The 14,919-nt window shown below is 63.4% G+C and carries 25 protein-coding genes; all 25 read right to left on the bottom strand.

The features are described from left to right. Positions 1–23 precede the first annotated feature (23 nt). On the bottom strand, positions 24–575 hold the full coding sequence (gene rplO, locus AC07NK_RS08830; protein ID WP_495170197.1) for a 50S ribosomal protein L15: 552 nt from the start codon (positions 573–575) through the stop codon (positions 24–26). A 114-nt stretch (positions 576–689) separates the two neighbouring features. Further along, on the bottom strand, positions 690–893 hold the full coding sequence (rpmD, locus tag AC07NK_RS08825; protein WP_495170196.1) for a 50S ribosomal protein L30: 204 nt from the start codon (positions 891–893) through the stop codon (positions 690–692). Positions 894–898: 5 nt separating this feature from the next. Next, positions 899–1,618, bottom strand: a complete 720-nt coding sequence (gene rpsE, locus AC07NK_RS08820; protein WP_495170195.1) for a 30S ribosomal protein S5 — start codon at positions 1,616–1,618, stop codon at positions 899–901. A 1-nt stretch (position 1,619) separates the two neighbouring features. After that, positions 1,620–1,976, bottom strand: coding sequence for a 50S ribosomal protein L18 (rplR, locus tag AC07NK_RS08815; protein WP_495170194.1), 357 nt, complete (start codon positions 1,974–1,976; stop codon positions 1,620–1,622). Then, positions 1,976–2,509 (bottom strand): 50S ribosomal protein L6, encoded by a 534-nt coding sequence (gene rplF / locus AC07NK_RS08810; RefSeq protein ID WP_495170193.1) that lies wholly within the window; start codon positions 2,507–2,509, stop codon positions 1,976–1,978. Before rplF ends, rplR begins: the two co-directional genes overlap by 1 nt. After that, on the bottom strand, positions 2,509–2,904 hold the full coding sequence (gene rpsH, locus AC07NK_RS08805; RefSeq protein WP_331029828.1) for a 30S ribosomal protein S8: 396 nt from the start codon (positions 2,902–2,904) through the stop codon (positions 2,509–2,511). Before rpsH ends, rplF begins: the two co-directional genes overlap by 1 nt. Positions 2,905–2,914: 10 nt before the next feature. Beyond that, positions 2,915–3,220 carry a 30S ribosomal protein S14 gene (rpsN, locus tag AC07NK_RS08800; protein ID WP_495170192.1) on the bottom strand — a complete coding sequence of 102 codons (306 nt, stop codon included), beginning with the start codon at positions 3,218–3,220 and terminating at the stop codon, positions 2,915–2,917. A gap of 19 nt (positions 3,221–3,239) precedes the next feature. Next, positions 3,240–3,824: a 50S ribosomal protein L5 gene (rplE, locus tag AC07NK_RS08795; protein ID WP_495170191.1), complete on the bottom strand. Its 585-nt coding sequence runs from the start codon at positions 3,822–3,824 to the stop codon at positions 3,240–3,242. After that, positions 3,817–4,134, bottom strand: coding sequence for a 50S ribosomal protein L24 (gene rplX / locus AC07NK_RS08790; protein ID WP_447723951.1), 318 nt, complete (start codon positions 4,132–4,134; stop codon positions 3,817–3,819). The genes rplE and rplX overlap by 8 nt, the downstream gene beginning before the upstream one ends. After that, complete coding sequence (gene rplN, locus AC07NK_RS08785; protein WP_066574426.1) at positions 4,134–4,502, bottom strand: 50S ribosomal protein L14; 369 nt, start codon at positions 4,500–4,502, stop codon at positions 4,134–4,136. The genes rplX and rplN overlap by 1 nt, the downstream gene beginning before the upstream one ends. Positions 4,503–4,578: 76 nt before the next feature. Continuing rightward, positions 4,579–4,848, bottom strand: coding sequence for a 30S ribosomal protein S17 (gene rpsQ / locus AC07NK_RS08780; protein ID WP_066574429.1), 270 nt, complete (start codon positions 4,846–4,848; stop codon positions 4,579–4,581). A 14-nt stretch (positions 4,849–4,862) separates the two neighbouring features. Beyond that, positions 4,863–5,066 carry a 50S ribosomal protein L29 gene (rpmC, locus tag AC07NK_RS08775; protein WP_254294779.1) on the bottom strand — a complete coding sequence of 68 codons (204 nt, stop codon included), beginning with the start codon at positions 5,064–5,066 and terminating at the stop codon, positions 4,863–4,865. A 5-nt stretch (positions 5,067–5,071) separates the two neighbouring features. Continuing rightward, a complete protein-coding gene (rplP, locus tag AC07NK_RS08770) occupies positions 5,072–5,503 on the bottom strand; it encodes a 50S ribosomal protein L16 (RefSeq protein ID WP_332723224.1) in 432 nt (143 codons plus the stop codon). Positions 5,504–5,515: 12 nt separating this feature from the next. Next, a complete protein-coding gene (rpsC, locus tag AC07NK_RS08765; protein WP_495170190.1) occupies positions 5,516–6,223 on the bottom strand; it encodes a 30S ribosomal protein S3 in 708 nt (235 codons plus the stop codon). Between the two features lie 3 nt (positions 6,224–6,226). Further along, positions 6,227–6,607, bottom strand: coding sequence for a 50S ribosomal protein L22 (gene rplV, locus AC07NK_RS08760; protein WP_495170189.1), 381 nt, complete (start codon positions 6,605–6,607; stop codon positions 6,227–6,229). A gap of 1 nt (position 6,608) precedes the next feature. Further along, entirely contained in the window at positions 6,609–6,887 is a 279-nt protein-coding gene (gene rpsS, locus AC07NK_RS08755; protein ID WP_254294775.1) for a 30S ribosomal protein S19, read from the bottom strand. Between the two features lie 3 nt (positions 6,888–6,890). Further along, positions 6,891–7,742: a 50S ribosomal protein L2 gene (gene rplB / locus AC07NK_RS08750; RefSeq protein ID WP_447723945.1), complete on the bottom strand. Its 852-nt coding sequence runs from the start codon at positions 7,740–7,742 to the stop codon at positions 6,891–6,893. Between the two features lies 1 nt (position 7,743). After that, positions 7,744–8,061: a 50S ribosomal protein L23 gene (locus tag AC07NK_RS08745; protein ID WP_495170188.1), complete on the bottom strand. Its 318-nt coding sequence runs from the start codon at positions 8,059–8,061 to the stop codon at positions 7,744–7,746. Then, positions 8,054–8,668: a 50S ribosomal protein L4 gene (gene rplD, locus AC07NK_RS08740; protein WP_447723942.1), complete on the bottom strand. Its 615-nt coding sequence runs from the start codon at positions 8,666–8,668 to the stop codon at positions 8,054–8,056. Before rplD ends, AC07NK_RS08745 begins: the two co-directional genes overlap by 8 nt. A gap of 2 nt (positions 8,669–8,670) precedes the next feature. Further along, positions 8,671–9,426: a 50S ribosomal protein L3 gene (gene rplC, locus AC07NK_RS08735; protein WP_495170187.1), complete on the bottom strand. Its 756-nt coding sequence runs from the start codon at positions 9,424–9,426 to the stop codon at positions 8,671–8,673. A gap of 376 nt (positions 9,427–9,802) precedes the next feature. Next, entirely contained in the window at positions 9,803–10,111 is a 309-nt protein-coding gene (gene rpsJ / locus AC07NK_RS08730; protein ID WP_447723939.1) for a 30S ribosomal protein S10, read from the bottom strand. Positions 10,112–10,258: 147 nt separating this feature from the next. Further along, positions 10,259–11,455, bottom strand: a complete 1,197-nt coding sequence (gene tuf, locus AC07NK_RS08725) for an elongation factor Tu (RefSeq protein ID WP_495170186.1) — start codon at positions 11,453–11,455, stop codon at positions 10,259–10,261. A 105-nt stretch (positions 11,456–11,560) separates the two neighbouring features. Next, positions 11,561–13,654: an elongation factor G gene (gene fusA / locus AC07NK_RS08720; protein WP_495170185.1), complete on the bottom strand. Its 2,094-nt coding sequence runs from the start codon at positions 13,652–13,654 to the stop codon at positions 11,561–11,563. Positions 13,655–13,760: 106 nt separating this feature from the next. Next, complete coding sequence (gene rpsG / locus AC07NK_RS08715; protein WP_447723933.1) at positions 13,761–14,231, bottom strand: 30S ribosomal protein S7; 471 nt, start codon at positions 14,229–14,231, stop codon at positions 13,761–13,763. A 59-nt stretch (positions 14,232–14,290) separates the two neighbouring features. Next, positions 14,291–14,662: a 30S ribosomal protein S12 gene (gene rpsL / locus AC07NK_RS08710; protein ID WP_235077518.1), complete on the bottom strand. Its 372-nt coding sequence runs from the start codon at positions 14,660–14,662 to the stop codon at positions 14,291–14,293. Positions 14,663–14,919 lie beyond the last annotated feature (257 nt).

Raw genomic sequence — 14,919 nt, 5'->3', positions numbered from 1 at the left:
TGCCCCGGGGTGATGCAAATGGGTTACGCCTTGGCGGCCTTCTTGCCCGAAGCCTTCAGCTCGGCAATGGCCTTCTGCTTAACGCGATGCTTTGCGGCATGCTTCTCGGCGGCCGGGACGATCGTCGGGATCGTGACCTTGCCACCGGCCTTCTCGACTGCCTCGATCGCGCCCTTCGACGCGCCGGCAACCGTGAAGCTCAGCTTCGCCTTGAATTCGCCCTTGCCGAGCAGGCGGACGCCGTCCTTGCCGCCGCGTGCCAGGCCAACGGCCTTCAGCGCGGCGTGGTCGATGTCGGTCGCGGTCAGCTTGCCGGCGTCGACCAGCTTCTGGATCGCGCCCAGATTGACCTCGGCATAGTCCTTGCCGAACGGATTGTTGAAGCCGCGCTTCGGGATACGCATGTGGAGCGGCATCTGGCCGCCCTCGAAGCCGTTGATCGCAACGCCCGAGCGCGCCTTGGCACCCTTCTGGCCGCGGCCTGCGGTCTTGCCCTTGCCCGAGCCGATGCCGCGTCCGACGCGCATCCGGCCCTTGCGGGCGCCATCATTATCCTTGAGGTCGTTCAGTTTCATTGTCTGCACTCGCTTTCGCTTTTGTCGCGCTCGATTCCCGGGGAGTCCGGAAACCGGAAAGGGGGCCGATAGCCCCCTCTCCTTCATCTGTCACCTGGAAAGGTGCCGGAGGCGTTAGCCCTCGACGCTCACCATGTGGTGTACCTTACGGATCATGCCGCGCACCTCGGGGGTGTCCTGCAGCTCGACCGTACGATGCATCTTGTTGAGACCCAGGCCAATCAGCGTCGCGCGCTGATCCTTGGTGCGGCGAATCGGCGACCCGGTCTGGGTCACCTTCACCGTGCCGGCCTTCGCCGCTGCTTCCTTCTTCGCCATCGCGATTACTCCGTGATCGCCGCGGCATCAGCCTCGGCGGTCTGCGAGCCGCCACGGCCCAGCAGATCGGCGATCTTCTTGCCACGACGCTGCGCCACTGCCTTCGGCGAGGTCTGGTCGCCCAGGGCCTCAAAGGTCGCGCGGATCATGTTGTAGGGGTTCGACGTGCCGACCGACTTGGTCACGACGTCTGCAACGCCCAGGCTCTCGAAGACAGCGCGCATCGGGCCGCCTGCGATGATGCCGGTACCCGGAGGCGCCGAACGGACGGTGACATTGCCGGCACCGAAATGGCCACGGCCATCATGATGCAGGGTCCGGCCCTCGCGCAGCGGCACGCGGACCATTGCCTTCTTGGCAGCTGCGGTCGCCTTCGAAATGGCTTCCGGCACTTCGCGCGCCTTGCCATGGCCGAAGCCGACACGGCCCTTGCCGTCGCCCACGACGACCAGCGCCGCGAAGCCGAAGCGCTTGCCGCCCTTCACCGTCTTCGAGACGCGGTTGATGTGAACCAGCTTCTCGATCAGCTCTTCGCCGCCGTCGTCGCTGCCAGGACCACCGCGACCGCGATTGTCGCGACCGCCACGGTTGTCACGGCCGCCACGATTGTTACCGCCGCCCGGGCCACCACGGCCACGGCCGCCACGGCCACCACGCGGTGCGCCCGCGTCAGGAGCGGCGGCGCCTTCGACCGGCGTTACGGTCGTGTTGATTTCATCCGCCATCTTAGAACTCCAATCCGCCTTCACGGGCGGCATCCGCCAGCGCCTTGACGCGTCCGTGGAACAGGAAACCGCCACGGTCGAACACAACCTGCGTTACGCCGGCCTTCTTGGCGGCTTCCGCGATGCGGGCGCCGACAGCCTTCGCGGCGTCGACATTTCCGCCGGTCGTGCCACGCACATCCTTTTCCAGGGTCGAAGCGGCGGCGAGGGTCTTGCCCTGCGCGTCGTCGATCACCTGAACATAGATGTGCTTGCCCGAACGATGCACCGACAACCGCGGACGGCTGCCTGCACGCGCCTTGAGCGCCGTGCGATTGCGACGGCGGCGCTTCTCGAAGAGAGAGAGACCCTTGCTCATTACTTCTTCTTCCCTTCCTTGCGGAAGATGAACTCGCCCTCGTACTTGATGCCCTTGCCCTTATAGGGCTCCGGCTTCCGCCAGCGGCGAATTTCGGCCGCGAACTGGCCGACCTTCTGCTTGTCGTTGCCCGAAATCTCGACCGTGGTCTGATCCGGCGTCTTGACCTCGACGCCTTCCGGCACTTCGAGATCGACGTCATGCGAATAGCCGAGCTGAAGCTTGAGCTTCCGGCCCTGCGCGTTGGCGCGATAGCCGACGCCGGTGATGAGCAGCTTCTTCGAGAAGCCTTCGCTCACGCCCGTCACCAGGTTCTGCACCAGCGTGCGCTGCATGCCCCAGAACGCCTTGGCGCGCTTGGTGTCATTTGCAGGCTTCACGTTGATCGCGCCGTCGACCACCTCGTACGAGATGTCATCGGCGGTCGGCATCGTCAGGGTGCCCTTCGGCCCCTTGACGCTGATCTGGCCGCCCTCGACGCTGGCGGTGACGCCAGCGGGAACGGTGATCGCCTTCTTACCGGTGCGGCTCATCAGAACACCTCCGCGAGCACTTCGCCGCCAACGTTCTGGTCGCGCGCTTCAGCGTCCGACAGAACGCCGCGAGGCGTCGAAACGATGGTGATGCCCAGACCGTTGCGGATCTTCGGCAGCTCCTTCGAGCCCGAATAGACGCGGCGGCCCGGCTTCGAGACGCGCGCGATCGACTTGATCGCGGGCTGACCCTCGAAATACTTCAGCTCGATGCGGATGCCGGCCGCGGGGCCCATCTGCTCTTCGCTGTAGCCACGGATATAGCCTTCGCGCTGAAGCACGTCGAGCACGCGAGCGCGCAGCTTCGACGCAGGCGTCAGGACAGAGTCCTTGCGCGCGCGCTGGCCGTTGCGGATGCGGGTGAGCATATCACCCAGGGGATCGGTCAATGCCATCTTCTAACCCTTACCAGCTCGACTTGGTGACGCCGGGGATCAGGCCCTTATTGGCCAGATCGCGCAGCATCACGCGCGCCAGACGGAACTTGCGGTAGTAACCGCGCGGACGACCAGTCAACTCGCACCGGTTACGGATGCGGGTCGGATTCCCGTTGCGCGGAATCTCGGCCATCTTGAGACGCGCGATCAGACGCTCGGTCTCGTCGAGCGACTTGTCGTTCGCAATCGCCTTCAGCTTCGCATACTTGCCGGCGTACTTCTTCACCAGCTGCTTGCGACGCTCGTTCTTGTTCACGGAACTCAGTTTCGCCATGACTTAAGTTCTCTTTCCCTTACGCTGCCTGCTTCGCTTCGCCGTCCGCATCGCGCGGGAACGGGAAGCCGAAGAGACGGAGAAGCTCGCGAGCCTCTTCGTCGGTCTTGGCGGTGGTGGTCACGATCACGTCCATGCCGCGCACCTTGTCGATGCGGTCATAGTTGATCTCGGGGAACACGATCTGTTCCTTGATGCCGCAGGCATAGTTGCCACGGCCGTCGAACGACTTGTCGTTCAGCCCGCGAAAGTCGCGAACGCGCGGGAGCGCGATCGTGATGAAGCGGTCGAGAAACTCGTACATCCGCTCGCGGCGCAGCGTGACCTTGCAGCCAATCGCCATGCCTTCACGCAGCTTGAACTGCGCGATCGACTTCTTCGCCTTGGTGACGACCGGCTTCTGGCCAGCAATCAGCTCCATTTCAGAAGCGGCCTGATCGACCTTCTTCTTGTCCTGGGTGGCTTCGCCGACGCCCATGTTGAGCACGATCTTCGAGATCTTCGGCACTTCCATGACGTTCTTGTAACCGAACTTCTCGGTCATCGCCTTGGCGATCGCGTCGTCATAGAGCTTCCGCATGCGCGGCGTGTAGGTGTCAGCCATTGATGACCTCCCCGGTCTTGACCGCAACGCGCACCTTCTTGCCGTCGCGCTCTTCAAAGCGGACGCGGGTCGCCTTGCCGTCCTTGGTCACGTGCGCAACCTTGGAGACGTGCAGCGGCGCTTCCGAACGCTCCAGACCACCCTGCGGGTTGGTCTGGGTCGGCTTGCGGTGGCGCACCGCGATGTTGACGCCGCCGACGACGACCTTGCCGTCCTTCGGAAGCGACTTGGTGACTTCGCCGGTCTTGCCCTTGTCCTTACCGGACAGGACGATGACCTGATCACCCTTCTTGATCTTGGCAGCAGCCATCACAGCACCTCAGGGGCGAGCGAAATGATCTTCATGAAGCCCTTCGAGCGCAGCTCGCGGACCACCGGGCCAAAGATACGGGTGCCGATCGGCTCCTCGTTCTTGTTGACCAGGACGGCAGCGTTGCCGTCGAAGCGGATCACCGAGCCATCGGCGCGGCGGACGTCCTTGGCGGTGCGGACGATGACGGCGCGATGCACGTCACCCTTCTTCACCTTACCGCGGGGCTGTGCTTCCTTGATGCTGACGACGATAACGTCGCCCACGCCGGCGAAGCGACGCTTCGACCCGCCCAGCACCTTGATGCACTGCACCCGCTTCGCGCCGCTATTGTCTGCGACGTCGAGATTGGACTGCATCTGGATCATCGATCCGGTTCCTTCTCGTTCGGCCTACCGGGACGATGCCCGGCGGTTCCAGTTGAACTTTTGAGCCCTGACGGACTTAAGCGATGTCGGCCCGCTCGGGGGTCGCGTGGGTGTTCACCCGCTCGATCACCTTCCAGGTCTTCAGCTTGCTGATCGGCGCAGTCTCTTCGATGCGCACGGTCTCGCCGGCCTTGTACTCGTTCGCCTCGTCATGGGCGTGATACTTCTTCGAGCGACGGATGATCTTGCCGTAGAGCGGGTGCTTGACCTTGCGCTCCACGTTCACGACCACCGTCTTGTCGCCCTTGTCGGACACGATCTGCCCGGTCAGCACGCGCTTCGGCATGATTCGTTGTCCTCTTACTTCGCAGCCGAGCGCGAACGCTCGGACTGCAGCGTCTTGATGCGCGCGATGTCCTTACGGACTTCCTTCACGCGGCTCGGCTTCTCGAGCTGGCTGGTTGCCGCCTGGAAACGGAGGTTGAACGCCTCTCGCTTCAGGTTGCCCAGCTCCTCGCCAAGCTGATCGTCGCTCTTCGCGCGCAGATCGGTTGCCTTGGTCATGTTACTCAACCCTCCAGGTGCGACGTGTCGCCGAGGCGGGCCACGACCTTGGTCTTGATCGGCAGCTTCATCGCCGCACGCTCGAACGCTTCCGCTGCGAGCGGGCCGGGAACGCCGTCCAGCTCGAACAGGATGCGGCCCGGCTTGACGCGAGCGGCCCAATATTCAAGCGCGCCCTTGCCCGAGCCCATGCGGACTTCGGCAGGCTTGCTCGACACCGGAACGTCCGGGAAAATGCGGATCCACAAACGCCCCTGGCGCTTGATGTGACGCGTGATCGCGCGGCGAGCCGCCTCGATCTGGCGTGCGGTGATCCGCTCCGGCTCCATCGCCTTCAGGCCATACGACCCGAAGTTCAAGGTCGCGCCACCCTTGGCCTCGCCCTTGATCCGGCCCTTGAAGGCCTTGCGGAACTTGGTCTTTTTCGGTTGCAGCATTGTGCCTAACCCTTAGCGACGGTCATCGCGCGCCGGGCGTACGCCCGACGTCTGCGATTCCATGTTCAGGCGATCAGTCGCCATCGGATCATGGCCCAGGATCTCGCCCTTGAAGATCCAGACCTTGACGCCGCACACGCCATAGGCGGTGTGGGCCTGCGCCTCGGCATGGTCGATGTTCGCGCGCAGCGTGTGCAGCGGAACGCGGCCTTCACGATACCATTCCGACCGCGCGATCTCGGCGCCGCCCAGACGGCCGCCGCAGTTGATGCGGATGCCCTCGGCGCCCAGACGCATCGCCGACTGAACGGCGCGCTTCATGGCGCGGCGGAACGCGATACGGCGCTCCAGCTGGTCAGCAATGCCCTGCGCGACGAGCTTGGCGTCGACTTCAGGCTTGCGGATCTCGACGATGTTCAGCGACACGTCCGAGCTGGTCATCGAGCCGAGCTTCTTGCGAAGCTTCTCGATGTCCGTGCCCTTCTTGCCGATGATCACGCCGGGACGCGCAGCATAGATGCTGACGCGGCACAGCTTCGCCGGACGCTCGATCACCACCTTGGAGATCGCGGCCTGCGGCAGCGTCTTCATGATGTACTGGCGGATCTTCAGATCCTCCAGCAGCAGGCGGCCATAGTCCGCGCCTTCGGCGAACCAGCGGCTGTCCCAGGTGCGGTTGATCTGCAGGCGCAGACCGATGGGGTTGCTCTTGTGACCCATGAGTTACGCCTCTTCCTGCACTTCGCGCACAACGATCCGCAGCCGGCTGTACGGCTTCAGGATGCGCGTGGACTTGCCGCGGCCACGGGTGTGGAACCGCTTCATGGTGATCGACTTGCCGACCGACGCCTCGGCAACGACGAGCGCGTCGACGTCGAGGTTGTGGTTGTTCTCGGCATTGGCGATGGCCGAAGCCAGCACCTTGCGCGCGTCCACCGCCATCGCCTTCTTGCTGAAGGCGAGGATGTTCATCGCGTCGCCGGCCTTGCGGTTACGGATTAGCGCCGCCACCAGGTTCAGCTTCTGCGCCGAACCACGGATCTGCGTGCCAACCGACAGCGCCTCATTGTCGCTGACGCGACGGGGAGCTTTGGGCTTCGACATCTTAGCGCTTACCCTTCTTGTCGGCGGCGTGGCCCGGGAAATACCGGGTCGGCGCGAACTCGCCGAGCTTCATGCCGACCATGTCTTCATTGACCGACACCGGCACGAACTTGCGGCCGTTGTAGACACTGAAGGTCAGGCCGACGAACTGCGGCAGGATGGTGGAACGACGCGACCAGGTCTTGATCGGACCACCACGGCCCGACGCTTCCTGTGCGGTCTCTGCCTTCTTGAGCAGATGAAGGTCGACGAACGGACCCTTCCAGACTGAACGAGCCATGGGTTAGCCCTTCTTCTTCGCGTGGCGGCTGCGGATAATGAACTTATCCGTCGCCTTGTTGTGACGGGTGCGCGCACCCTTGGTCGGCTTGCCCCACGGGGTGACCGGATGACGGCCGCCCGAGGTCCGGCCTTCACCACCGCCGTGCGGATGGTCGACCGGGTTCTTGGCGACGCCGCGGGTCAGCGGGCGAATGCCCTTCCAGCGGTTGCGGCCAGCCTTGGCGAGGTTGGTGTTGCCGTTGTCGGGGTTCGACACGGCGCCAACGGTGCACATGCACTCGCCGCGGACGTAGCGCTGCTCACCCGAGTTGAGGCGAACGATCACCATGCCGCGATCACGACCGACGACCTGCACATAAGTGCCTGCCGAACGTGCGATCTGGCCACCCTTGCCGGGCTTCATCTCAACGTTGTGGACGATCGTGCCGACCGGAGCCTGGCCGATTTCCATCGCGTTGCCGGGCTTCACGTCGGTCTTCTTGGCCGCGATCACCTTGTCGCCAACACCGAGGCGCTGGGGAGCGATGATGTAAGCCAGACGATCCTTGCCGTTCTCGTCCGCGCCGTAGTTGATCAGCGCGATGAAAGCGGTGCGGTTGGGATCATATTCGATCCGCTCCACGGTGCCGTCGACGTCCCACAGGCGGCGCTTGAAATCGATGATACGATAACGCTGCTTGTGGCCGCCCGCGATGCCGCGCGAAGTCACGTGGCCCTTGTTGTTGCGGCCGCCGGTCTTGCGCTTGCCTTCGGTCAGCGCCTTGACGGGACCACCCTTGTGCAGACCGGAACGGTCCACCAGGATCAGGCCACGCCGCGCCGGCGAAGTCGGGTTATAATTCTTCAGAGCCATGTCAGTTGACCCCCTGCGTCACGTCGATCGAGTCACCATCCTTGAGGGTGACGATCGCCTTCTTGATGTCCGACCGGGTGTAGGGCTTGCCCTTCCACTTCTTGGTCTTGCCCTTCTGGACGATGGTGTTCACCGCGGTGACACCGACGCCGAAGATCGCCTCGACCGCAGCCTTGATCTGCGGCTTGGTCGCTTCACCGGCGACCTTGAAGACCACCGCATTATGCTCGGAGACCAGGGTCGACTTCTCGGTGATGTGCGGCGCGACGATCACGTCATAGTGACGGATGTCGATCGCTTCTGCCTGCTTCTTAGCCATTGAAGCGCGCCTCCAGCTTTTCGACGGCAGCGCGGGTCAGGACCAGCGTGTCGTGCTTCAGGATGTCATAGACGTTGGCACCCACCGCCGGGAGGACGTTGACGCCCACCAGGTTGCGTGCCGCGAGGAAACCGTTGCCGGCTTCGGCGTCGATCACCAGCGTCTTCTTGCCGACCTTGAGGCCTTCGAACTGACCCAGCAGCGACTTCGTCTTGTCGCCCTCGAACGTGTCGAGGACGATCAGCGAGCCTGCCTTGGCATGGCTCGAAAGCGCCATCTTGAGGCCGAGTGCGCGAACCTTCTTGTTCAGCGAGATGTTGAAGTCGCGCAGGCGGGCGCCGTGCGCCTTACCGCCGCCGATGAAGATCGGGGCCGCACGGTCGCCGTGGCGAGCCGTACCGCCGCCCTTCTGGCGACCGAACTTCTTGCCGGTGCGCGACACTTCCGAACGCTCGCGCGTCGGGCGTGCCGTACCGCGGCGGTTCCACAACTGCCAGGTGACGACGCGATGCAGGATGTCGGCGCGCGGCTCGAGGCCGAACACGTCGTCATTGAGCTCGATGTCGCCCGATGCCTTGGCGTCGAGGGTCTGTACCTTGACCTTCACGTTCAGCCCTCCTGGCCTTCGGTCGCCTCAACCGCGGGAACTTCCTCAGCAGGAGTCTCGGCGGGGGCGTTGTTGCTGTTGGCAGCCTGCTTGATGCCGGCCGGGAACGGCGCATCCTTGTGGGCAGGAAGCTTGACCGCGTCCTTGACGAACAACCAGCCACCCTTCGAGCCAGGGACCGAGCCCTTGACGAAGATCAGGCCGCGCTCGACGTCGGTGCCGACGATCTCGAGATTCTGCTGAGTGCGGAACTTGTCACCCATGTGACCGGCCATCTTCTTGTTCTTGAAGACCTTGCCCGGATCCTGGCGCTGACCGGTCGAACCGAGTGCACGGTGGCTGATCGAGACGCCGTGCGTCGCGCGCATACCACCGAAGCCCCAGCGCTTCATGCCGCCCTGAAAGCCCTTACCCTGGGTCTTGCCCTGGATATCGACATACTGGCCCGCGACATAATGGTCGGCCGAAATCTCGGCGCCCACGTCAAGCAGACCGTCCGCATCCACACGGAACTCCGCGAGGATTGCCTTGGGCTCCACTTCGGCCTTGCCGAACTGGCCGCGCTGCGGCTTGGCGACATTCTTGCTCTTCGCCGTACCGGCGCCAAGCTGGACGGCGGTGTAGCCATCCCGATCCTTTTCGCGAACTGAAACGACCTGCAGGCCTTCAAGGCTCAGGACAGTGACCGGCACGTGGCGGCCATCATCCTGGAACAGGCGGGTCATCCCCAGTTTCTTCGCGATCACGCCAGTGCGCATGATCCATACACTCCATAACAGAGGCACCCCACGGACCATTCCGGAGGGTGCGTGCCTCAGCCCAAAATTCGATGCGAGCCCCCGTCCGGGCTGAATTCCTGCCCGAGAGCAGGAAAGACGGGGGACGCAGACCCGAGCCGGCTCCAAAGAACCAACCCGGCGGTATCCCTATGTCGTTTGAGCGTTACGCTCGGGCGGAACCTCGGATCGGGATCGATCCGGCCACCCCTGCATGATCCCGATGGAATCACGCGAATCTCGTGGGAAGCGGCGCCTTTACGTTAGCTTCACTTCCCTGTCCACCCCTGCCCCGCGATTCGCGCGGCGAATGGAACGAAAACAGCCCCGATACCGGATCGGGGCTGCATTAGCCGGCTCAGGCCAGCTTGATCTCAACGTCGACGCCGGCCGCAAGGTCCAGCTTCATCAGCGCATCGACCGTCTGCGGGGTCGGCTGCACGATGTCGAGCAGGCGCTTGTAGGTGCGCGTCTCGAACTGCTCGCGCGACTTCTTGTCGATGTGCGGGCCACGGTTGACCGTGAACTTGTCGATGTGCGTGGGAAGCGGGATCGGGCCACGGATAAGTGCGCCGGTGCGACGCGCGGTGTCGGCGATATCGCCGGCAGCCTGGTCGAGCACGCGATGGTCGAACGCCTTAAGGCGAATGCGGATGCTGTTGTCCATGTACCCTACCGATATGAAAGAGCGGGGCCGGTTACCGGCCTCTTGCTGTTCAAACTAAACTGAAGGCGCGCCCTTACAGGGGGCCTCACAAAAAAGCAACCGCCCGGCCCCGTTTTTCGGGACCGGGCGGCTATTTGCTTTTCAGGCTTACTTCTCGATCGAAGCGACGACGCCTGCACCGACGGTGCGGCCGCCTTCACGGATCGTGAAGCGCTGGCCCACGTCCATGGCGATCGGAGCGATCAGCTTGATGCCGAGGGCAACTTCGTCGCCCGGCATCACCATTTCGGTACCAGCCGGCAGCTCGATCGTGCCGGTCACGTCCGTCGTACGGAAGTAGAACTGCGGACGATAGTTGGCGAAGAACGGCGTGTGACGGCCACCTTCGTCCTTCGACAGCACGTACACGCTCGACTGGAAGTCGGTGTGCGGCTTGATCGAACCCGGCTTGCAGAGAACCTGGCCACGCTCGACTTCTTCACGGCCAACGCCACGGATCAGCGCACCGATGTTGTCGCCTGCCTGGCCCTGATCGAGCAGCTTGCGGAACATTTCGACGCCGGTGACGGTGGTCTTGCGGACTTCCGGATGGATGCCGACGATCTCGACTTCCTCACCGACCTTGACGACGCCGGTCTCGACGCGACCGGTCACCACGGTGCCGCGGCCCGAGATCGAGAACACGTCTTCGATCGGCATCATGAACGGCTTGTCGAGCGGACGCTCGGGCTGCGGGATCGACTCGTCGACAGCGGCCATGAGCGCGAGGATCGCATCCTTGCCGAGCTTCTCGTCCGAACCCGAAAGCGCGGCGGTCGCCGAGCCACGGATGATCGGAATGTTGTCGCCGTCGAACTCACGACGCGACAGCTCCTCACGGATTTCCATCTCGACCAGCTCAAGGATTTCCTCGTCGTCGACCAGGTCGACCTTGTTGAGGAAGACCACCATGGTCGGCACGCCGACCTGCTTGGCGAGCAGGATGTGCTCCTTGGTCTGCGGCATCGGGCCGTCGGTGGCCGACACGACCAGGATCGCGCCGTCCATCTGCGCGGCACCCGTGATCATGTTCTTCACATAGTCGGCGTGGCCGGGGCAGTCGACGTGCGCGTAGTGACGCGAGTCGGTCTCATACTCGACGTGCGCGGTCGAGATGGTGATGCCACGCTCGCGCTCTTCCGGAGCCTTGTCGATGTTGGCGAAGTCGACGGCCGCGTTGCCCGCGACGTTCTCTGCCAGAATCTTGGTGATCGCAGCGGTCAGCGAGGTCTTGCCGTGATCGACGTGACCGATGGTGCCGATGTTGAGGTGCGGTTTGTTCCGCTCAAACTTTGCCTTCGCCATTGTTTCCTACCTTCTGATTCAAATTTCCCGGACCGCTACGGGAATCGCGAGAACGCGGCCCCATAGCGGTTCAATTCACGTAACGCCAGCCTTAGCGCGAACGCCTCAGGCCAGCTTCGCCTTCACTTCTTCGGCCACGTTCGGCGGCACTTCGTCGTAATGGCTGAACTGCATGCTGTACTGCGCGCGGCCCTGCGTGAACGAGCGAAGCTGGTTCACGTATCCGAACATGTTGGCCAGCGGGACCATCGCCTCGACCGTCTGCGCGTTGCCGCGCGTATCGGTACCCTGGATCTGGCCACGACGGCTGTTGATGTCGCCGATGACGTCGCCGAGATAATCCTCGGGGGTGACGACCTCGACCTTCATGACCGGCTCGAGCAGCGTGATGCCCGACTTCTGCGCCGCTTCGCGCATTGCGGCGCGGGCGCAGATTTCGAACGCCAGCGCCGACGAGTCGACGTCGTGGTACGCGCCGTCATACAGCAGCACTTCGAAGTCGATGATCGGGAAGCCGACCAGCGAACCGGTCAGCGCCGTCTCACGGAAGCCCTTTTCGATCGCGGGGATATATTCCTTCGGAATGTTACCGCCCTTGATCTCGTCCTTGAAGACGAAGCCCGAACCGCGCTCACCCGGAGTCAGCTTGACCTTGACGCGACCGAACTGGCCGGTGCCGCCCGACTGCTTCTTGTGGGTATAGTCGATGTCGACCGGCTTCTTGAGATACTCGCGATACGCCACCTGCGGCGCGCCGACATTCGCCTCGACCTTGAACTCGCGCTTCATGCGATCGACCAGGATTTCCAGGTGAAGCTCACCCATGCCCTTGATGATCGTCTGACCCGATTCATGGTCGGTCGAAACGCGGAACGAGGGATCCTCGGCAGCCAGGCGGTTGAGCGCGAGGCCCATCTTTTCCTGATCGGCCTTGGTCTTCGGCTCCACCGACAGCTCGATCACCGGCTCGGGGAATTCCATCCGCTCGAGAATGATCGGGTGCGCCGTATCGCACAGCGTGTCGCCGGTCGTGGTCTCCTTGAGGCCCGCGATCGCGACGATGTCGCCGGCACGCGCCTCATCGATGTCCTCACGCGAGTTCGCGTGCATCAGGAGCATACGGCCGATCTTCTCCTTCTTGTCCTTCACCGAGTTCAGATACTGACCCTTGGCGAGGGTGCCCGAATAGATGCGGGCGAAGGTGAGCGAACCGACGAACGGATCGTTCATGATCTTGAACGCGAGCAGCGACATCGGCGCGCTGTCGGACGGCGGACGCGTGTCCACGGTCTCGCCGTCGAGCTTCACGCCCTGAACGTCCGGAATGTCGAGCGGGCTCGGCAGGTAGTCGACGACCGCGTCCAGCAGGGGCTGCACGCCCTTGTTCTTGAACGACGAGCCGCACAGCACAGGCACGAAGTCGAACGCCAGCGTGCCCTTGCGGATCAGCGCCTTCAGCGTCGCGACGTCGGGCTCATTGCCCTCGAGATACGCTTCCATCGCCGCGTCGTCCTGCTCGACGGCGATTTCGATCAGCTCACCGCGCGCAACGGCAGCGGCGTCCTTCAGATCGTCCGGAATCTCGCGATATTCGAACTTCGCACCCAGCGACTCGTCGAGCCACACGATCGCGCGGTTCTCGACCAGGTCGACAAGGCCGACGAACTGGCTCTCGATACCGATCGGCAGATACAGCACGGCGGTACGCGCGCCCAGACGATCCTTGATCATGTTGACGCAACGCTCGAAGCTCGCACCGGTACGGTCCAGCTTGTTGACGTAGCACAGACGCGGCACGCGATACTTGTCGGCCTGACGCCACACCGTCTCCGACTGCGGCTCAACGCCGGCAACGCCGTCGAAGCAGGTGACCGCGCCGTCGAGCACGCGCAGCGAACGCTCGACTTCAATCGTGAAGTCGACGTGGCCCGGCGTGTCGATGATGTTGATCAGGTGCTCTTCGCCCTTGCCCTCTTCGGCGCGCCACTTGCACGTGGTCGCCGCGGACGTGATCGTGATCCCGCGCTCCTGCTCCTGCTCCATCCAGTCCATCGTCGCCGTGCCTTCATGCACTTCGCCGATCTTGTAGGACTTGCCGGTGTAATAGAGGATGCGCTCGGTCGTCGTCGTCTTGCCGGCGTCGATGTGCGCCATGATGCCGATATTGCGATAACGCTCGAGCGGATGGCTGCGGGCCATGATCGGGGTTCCTTAGCGATGTGGGGAGCCGCTTGCGACGGCTCCCCGGAATATAGGTGCGAAAATTACCGGTGCCAGATCATCGGCGGATGCCGATGATCAAAGCTTACCAGCGGTAGTGGCTGAACGCGCGGTTCGCTTCCGCCATGCGGTGCGTGTCTTCACGCTTCTTCACCGCGTTGCCACGGTTGTTCGAAGCGTCAAGCAGCTCGCCCGACAGGCGGCCCGACATGGTGTTTTCGCTGCGGTTGCGAGCCGAAGTGATCAGCCAGCGGATCGCGAGCGCCTGCGCACGCTCCGGACGAACCTCGACCGGAACCTGATAGGTCGCACCGCCGACGCGGCGGCTGCGGACTTCGATGCCCGGCTTGATGTTGTTGAGCGCCTCGTGGAAGATCCCGATCGGGTCCTTCTTCGCGCGCTGCTCGACAACTTCGAGTGCCGAATAGACGATGCCTTCAGCGACGGACTTCTTGCCGTCCAGCATCACGCTATTCATGAACTTCGACAGAACCTGATCACCATAGACGGGATCGGGCAGGATTTCCCGCTTCTCGGGACGACGACGACGTGCCATCTTGAATTTCCTTCTAAAACTTCAGCCGGTTCCGGAACACGTCCGGGGCTTACTTTGGCTTACTTCGGACGCTTCGCGCCGTACTTCGAACGGCTCTGCTTGCGATCCTTGACACCCTGGGTATCGAGAACGCCGCGCAGAACGTGATAGCGCACACCGGGAAGATCGCGCACACGGCCGCCACGGATCAGGACCACGGAGTGCTCCTGCAGATTGTGGCCCTCGCCGGGGATGTACGAGATGACTTCGCGCTGGTTGGTCAGGCGGACCTTGGCCACCTTGCGAAGCGCCGAGTTCGGCTTCTTCGGGGTCGTGGTGTACACTCGGGTGCAAACGCCGCGCTTCTGCGGGTTCTGCTCCATCGCAGGGACCTTGCTCTTGGTCTTCTGCGGTTCGCGGCCCTTGCGGACCAGCTGGTTGATCGTCGGCATGAAGCCCTTCACCTTTTTCGTTACCGGTTGCCCGGCGGTTACTGTGCGGGAGCCCTGGTTTTGCAATACAAAAGGGCCTGGCGGGCGAACCCCCTGGCCCCAAGTCTCCGACACCGTTCAGCTCTGCCCCACCCGGAACGCCGAAAAGCCGACAGAATCGACTCTCCGCCCCGGTGCGGAACGCGCGGCCTATACGCTTGCGCCTCTGGCCGGTCAATGCCGGGGTCGATCGCCGGCCTTAACTCCATTTCAACGCG

The organism is Sphingomonas sp. GW821-FHT09B04 (assembly GCF_059418285.1).
The sequence above is the reverse complement of the archived record's forward strand: the minus strand, read 5'-3'. Positions and strand labels throughout refer to the sequence as shown.

What these genes read in the sequence shown, in the direction of transcription:
- rplB (WP_447723945.1), bottom strand. Translation starts at nt 7,742, where the DNA reads ATGGCTCTGAAGAATTATAACCCGACTTCGCCGGCGCGGCGTGGCCTG.
- AC07NK_RS08745 (WP_495170188.1), bottom strand. Translation starts at nt 8,061, where the DNA reads ATGGCTAAGAAGCAGGCAGAAGCGATCGACATCCGTCACTATGACGTG.
- rpsN (WP_495170192.1), bottom strand. Translation starts at nt 3,220, where the DNA reads ATGGCGAAACTGAGTTCCGTGAACAAGAACGAGCGTCGCAAGCAGCTG.
- rplE (WP_495170191.1), bottom strand. Translation starts at nt 3,824, where the DNA reads ATGGCTGACACCTACACGCCGCGCATGCGGAAGCTCTATGACGACGCG.
- rplO (WP_495170197.1), bottom strand. Translation starts at nt 575, where the DNA reads ATGAAACTGAACGACCTCAAGGATAATGATGGCGCCCGCAAGGGCCGG.
- rplV (WP_495170189.1), bottom strand. Translation starts at nt 6,607, where the DNA reads ATGTCGAAGCCCAAAGCTCCCCGTCGCGTCAGCGACAATGAGGCGCTG.
- rpsH (WP_331029828.1), bottom strand. Translation starts at nt 2,904, where the DNA reads ATGGCATTGACCGATCCCCTGGGTGATATGCTCACCCGCATCCGCAAC.
- rplR (WP_495170194.1), bottom strand. Translation starts at nt 1,976, where the DNA reads ATGAGCAAGGGTCTCTCTCTCTTCGAGAAGCGCCGCCGTCGCAATCGC.
- rpsE (WP_495170195.1), bottom strand. Translation starts at nt 1,618, where the DNA reads ATGGCGGATGAAATCAACACGACCGTAACGCCGGTCGAAGGCGCCGCC.
- rpmC (WP_254294779.1), bottom strand. Translation starts at nt 5,066, where the DNA reads ATGACCAAGGCAACCGATCTGCGCGCGAAGAGCGACGATCAGCTTGGC.
- rpsQ (WP_066574429.1), bottom strand. Translation starts at nt 4,848, where the DNA reads ATGCCGAAGCGCGTGCTGACCGGGCAGATCGTGTCCGACAAGGGCGAC.
- rpsJ (WP_447723939.1), bottom strand. Translation starts at nt 10,111, where the DNA reads ATGGACAACAGCATCCGCATTCGCCTTAAGGCGTTCGACCATCGCGTG.
- rpmD (WP_495170196.1), bottom strand. Translation starts at nt 893, where the DNA reads ATGGCGAAGAAGGAAGCAGCGGCGAAGGCCGGCACGGTGAAGGTGACC.
- rplP (WP_332723224.1), bottom strand. Translation starts at nt 5,503, where the DNA reads ATGCTGCAACCGAAAAAGACCAAGTTCCGCAAGGCCTTCAAGGGCCGG.
- rplF (WP_495170193.1), bottom strand. Translation starts at nt 2,509, where the DNA reads ATGAGCCGCACCGGTAAGAAGGCGATCACCGTTCCCGCTGGCGTCACC.
- rpsL (WP_235077518.1), bottom strand. Translation starts at nt 14,662, where the DNA reads ATGCCGACGATCAACCAGCTGGTCCGCAAGGGCCGCGAACCGCAGAAG.
- rplN (WP_066574426.1), bottom strand. Translation starts at nt 4,502, where the DNA reads ATGATCCAGATGCAGTCCAATCTCGACGTCGCAGACAATAGCGGCGCG.
- rplC (WP_495170187.1), bottom strand. Translation starts at nt 9,426, where the DNA reads ATGCGCACTGGCGTGATCGCGAAGAAACTGGGGATGACCCGCCTGTTC.
- fusA (WP_495170185.1), bottom strand. Translation starts at nt 13,654, where the DNA reads ATGGCCCGCAGCCATCCGCTCGAGCGTTATCGCAATATCGGCATCATG.
- rpsG (WP_447723933.1), bottom strand. Translation starts at nt 14,231, where the DNA reads ATGGCACGTCGTCGTCGTCCCGAGAAGCGGGAAATCCTGCCCGATCCC.
- rpsS (WP_254294775.1), bottom strand. Translation starts at nt 6,887, where the DNA reads ATGGCTCGTTCAGTCTGGAAGGGTCCGTTCGTCGACCTTCATCTGCTC.
- rplX (WP_447723951.1), bottom strand. Translation starts at nt 4,134, where the DNA reads ATGGCTGCTGCCAAGATCAAGAAGGGTGATCAGGTCATCGTCCTGTCC.
- tuf (WP_495170186.1), bottom strand. Translation starts at nt 11,455, where the DNA reads ATGGCGAAGGCAAAGTTTGAGCGGAACAAACCGCACCTCAACATCGGC.
- rpsC (WP_495170190.1), bottom strand. Translation starts at nt 6,223, where the DNA reads ATGGGTCACAAGAGCAACCCCATCGGTCTGCGCCTGCAGATCAACCGC.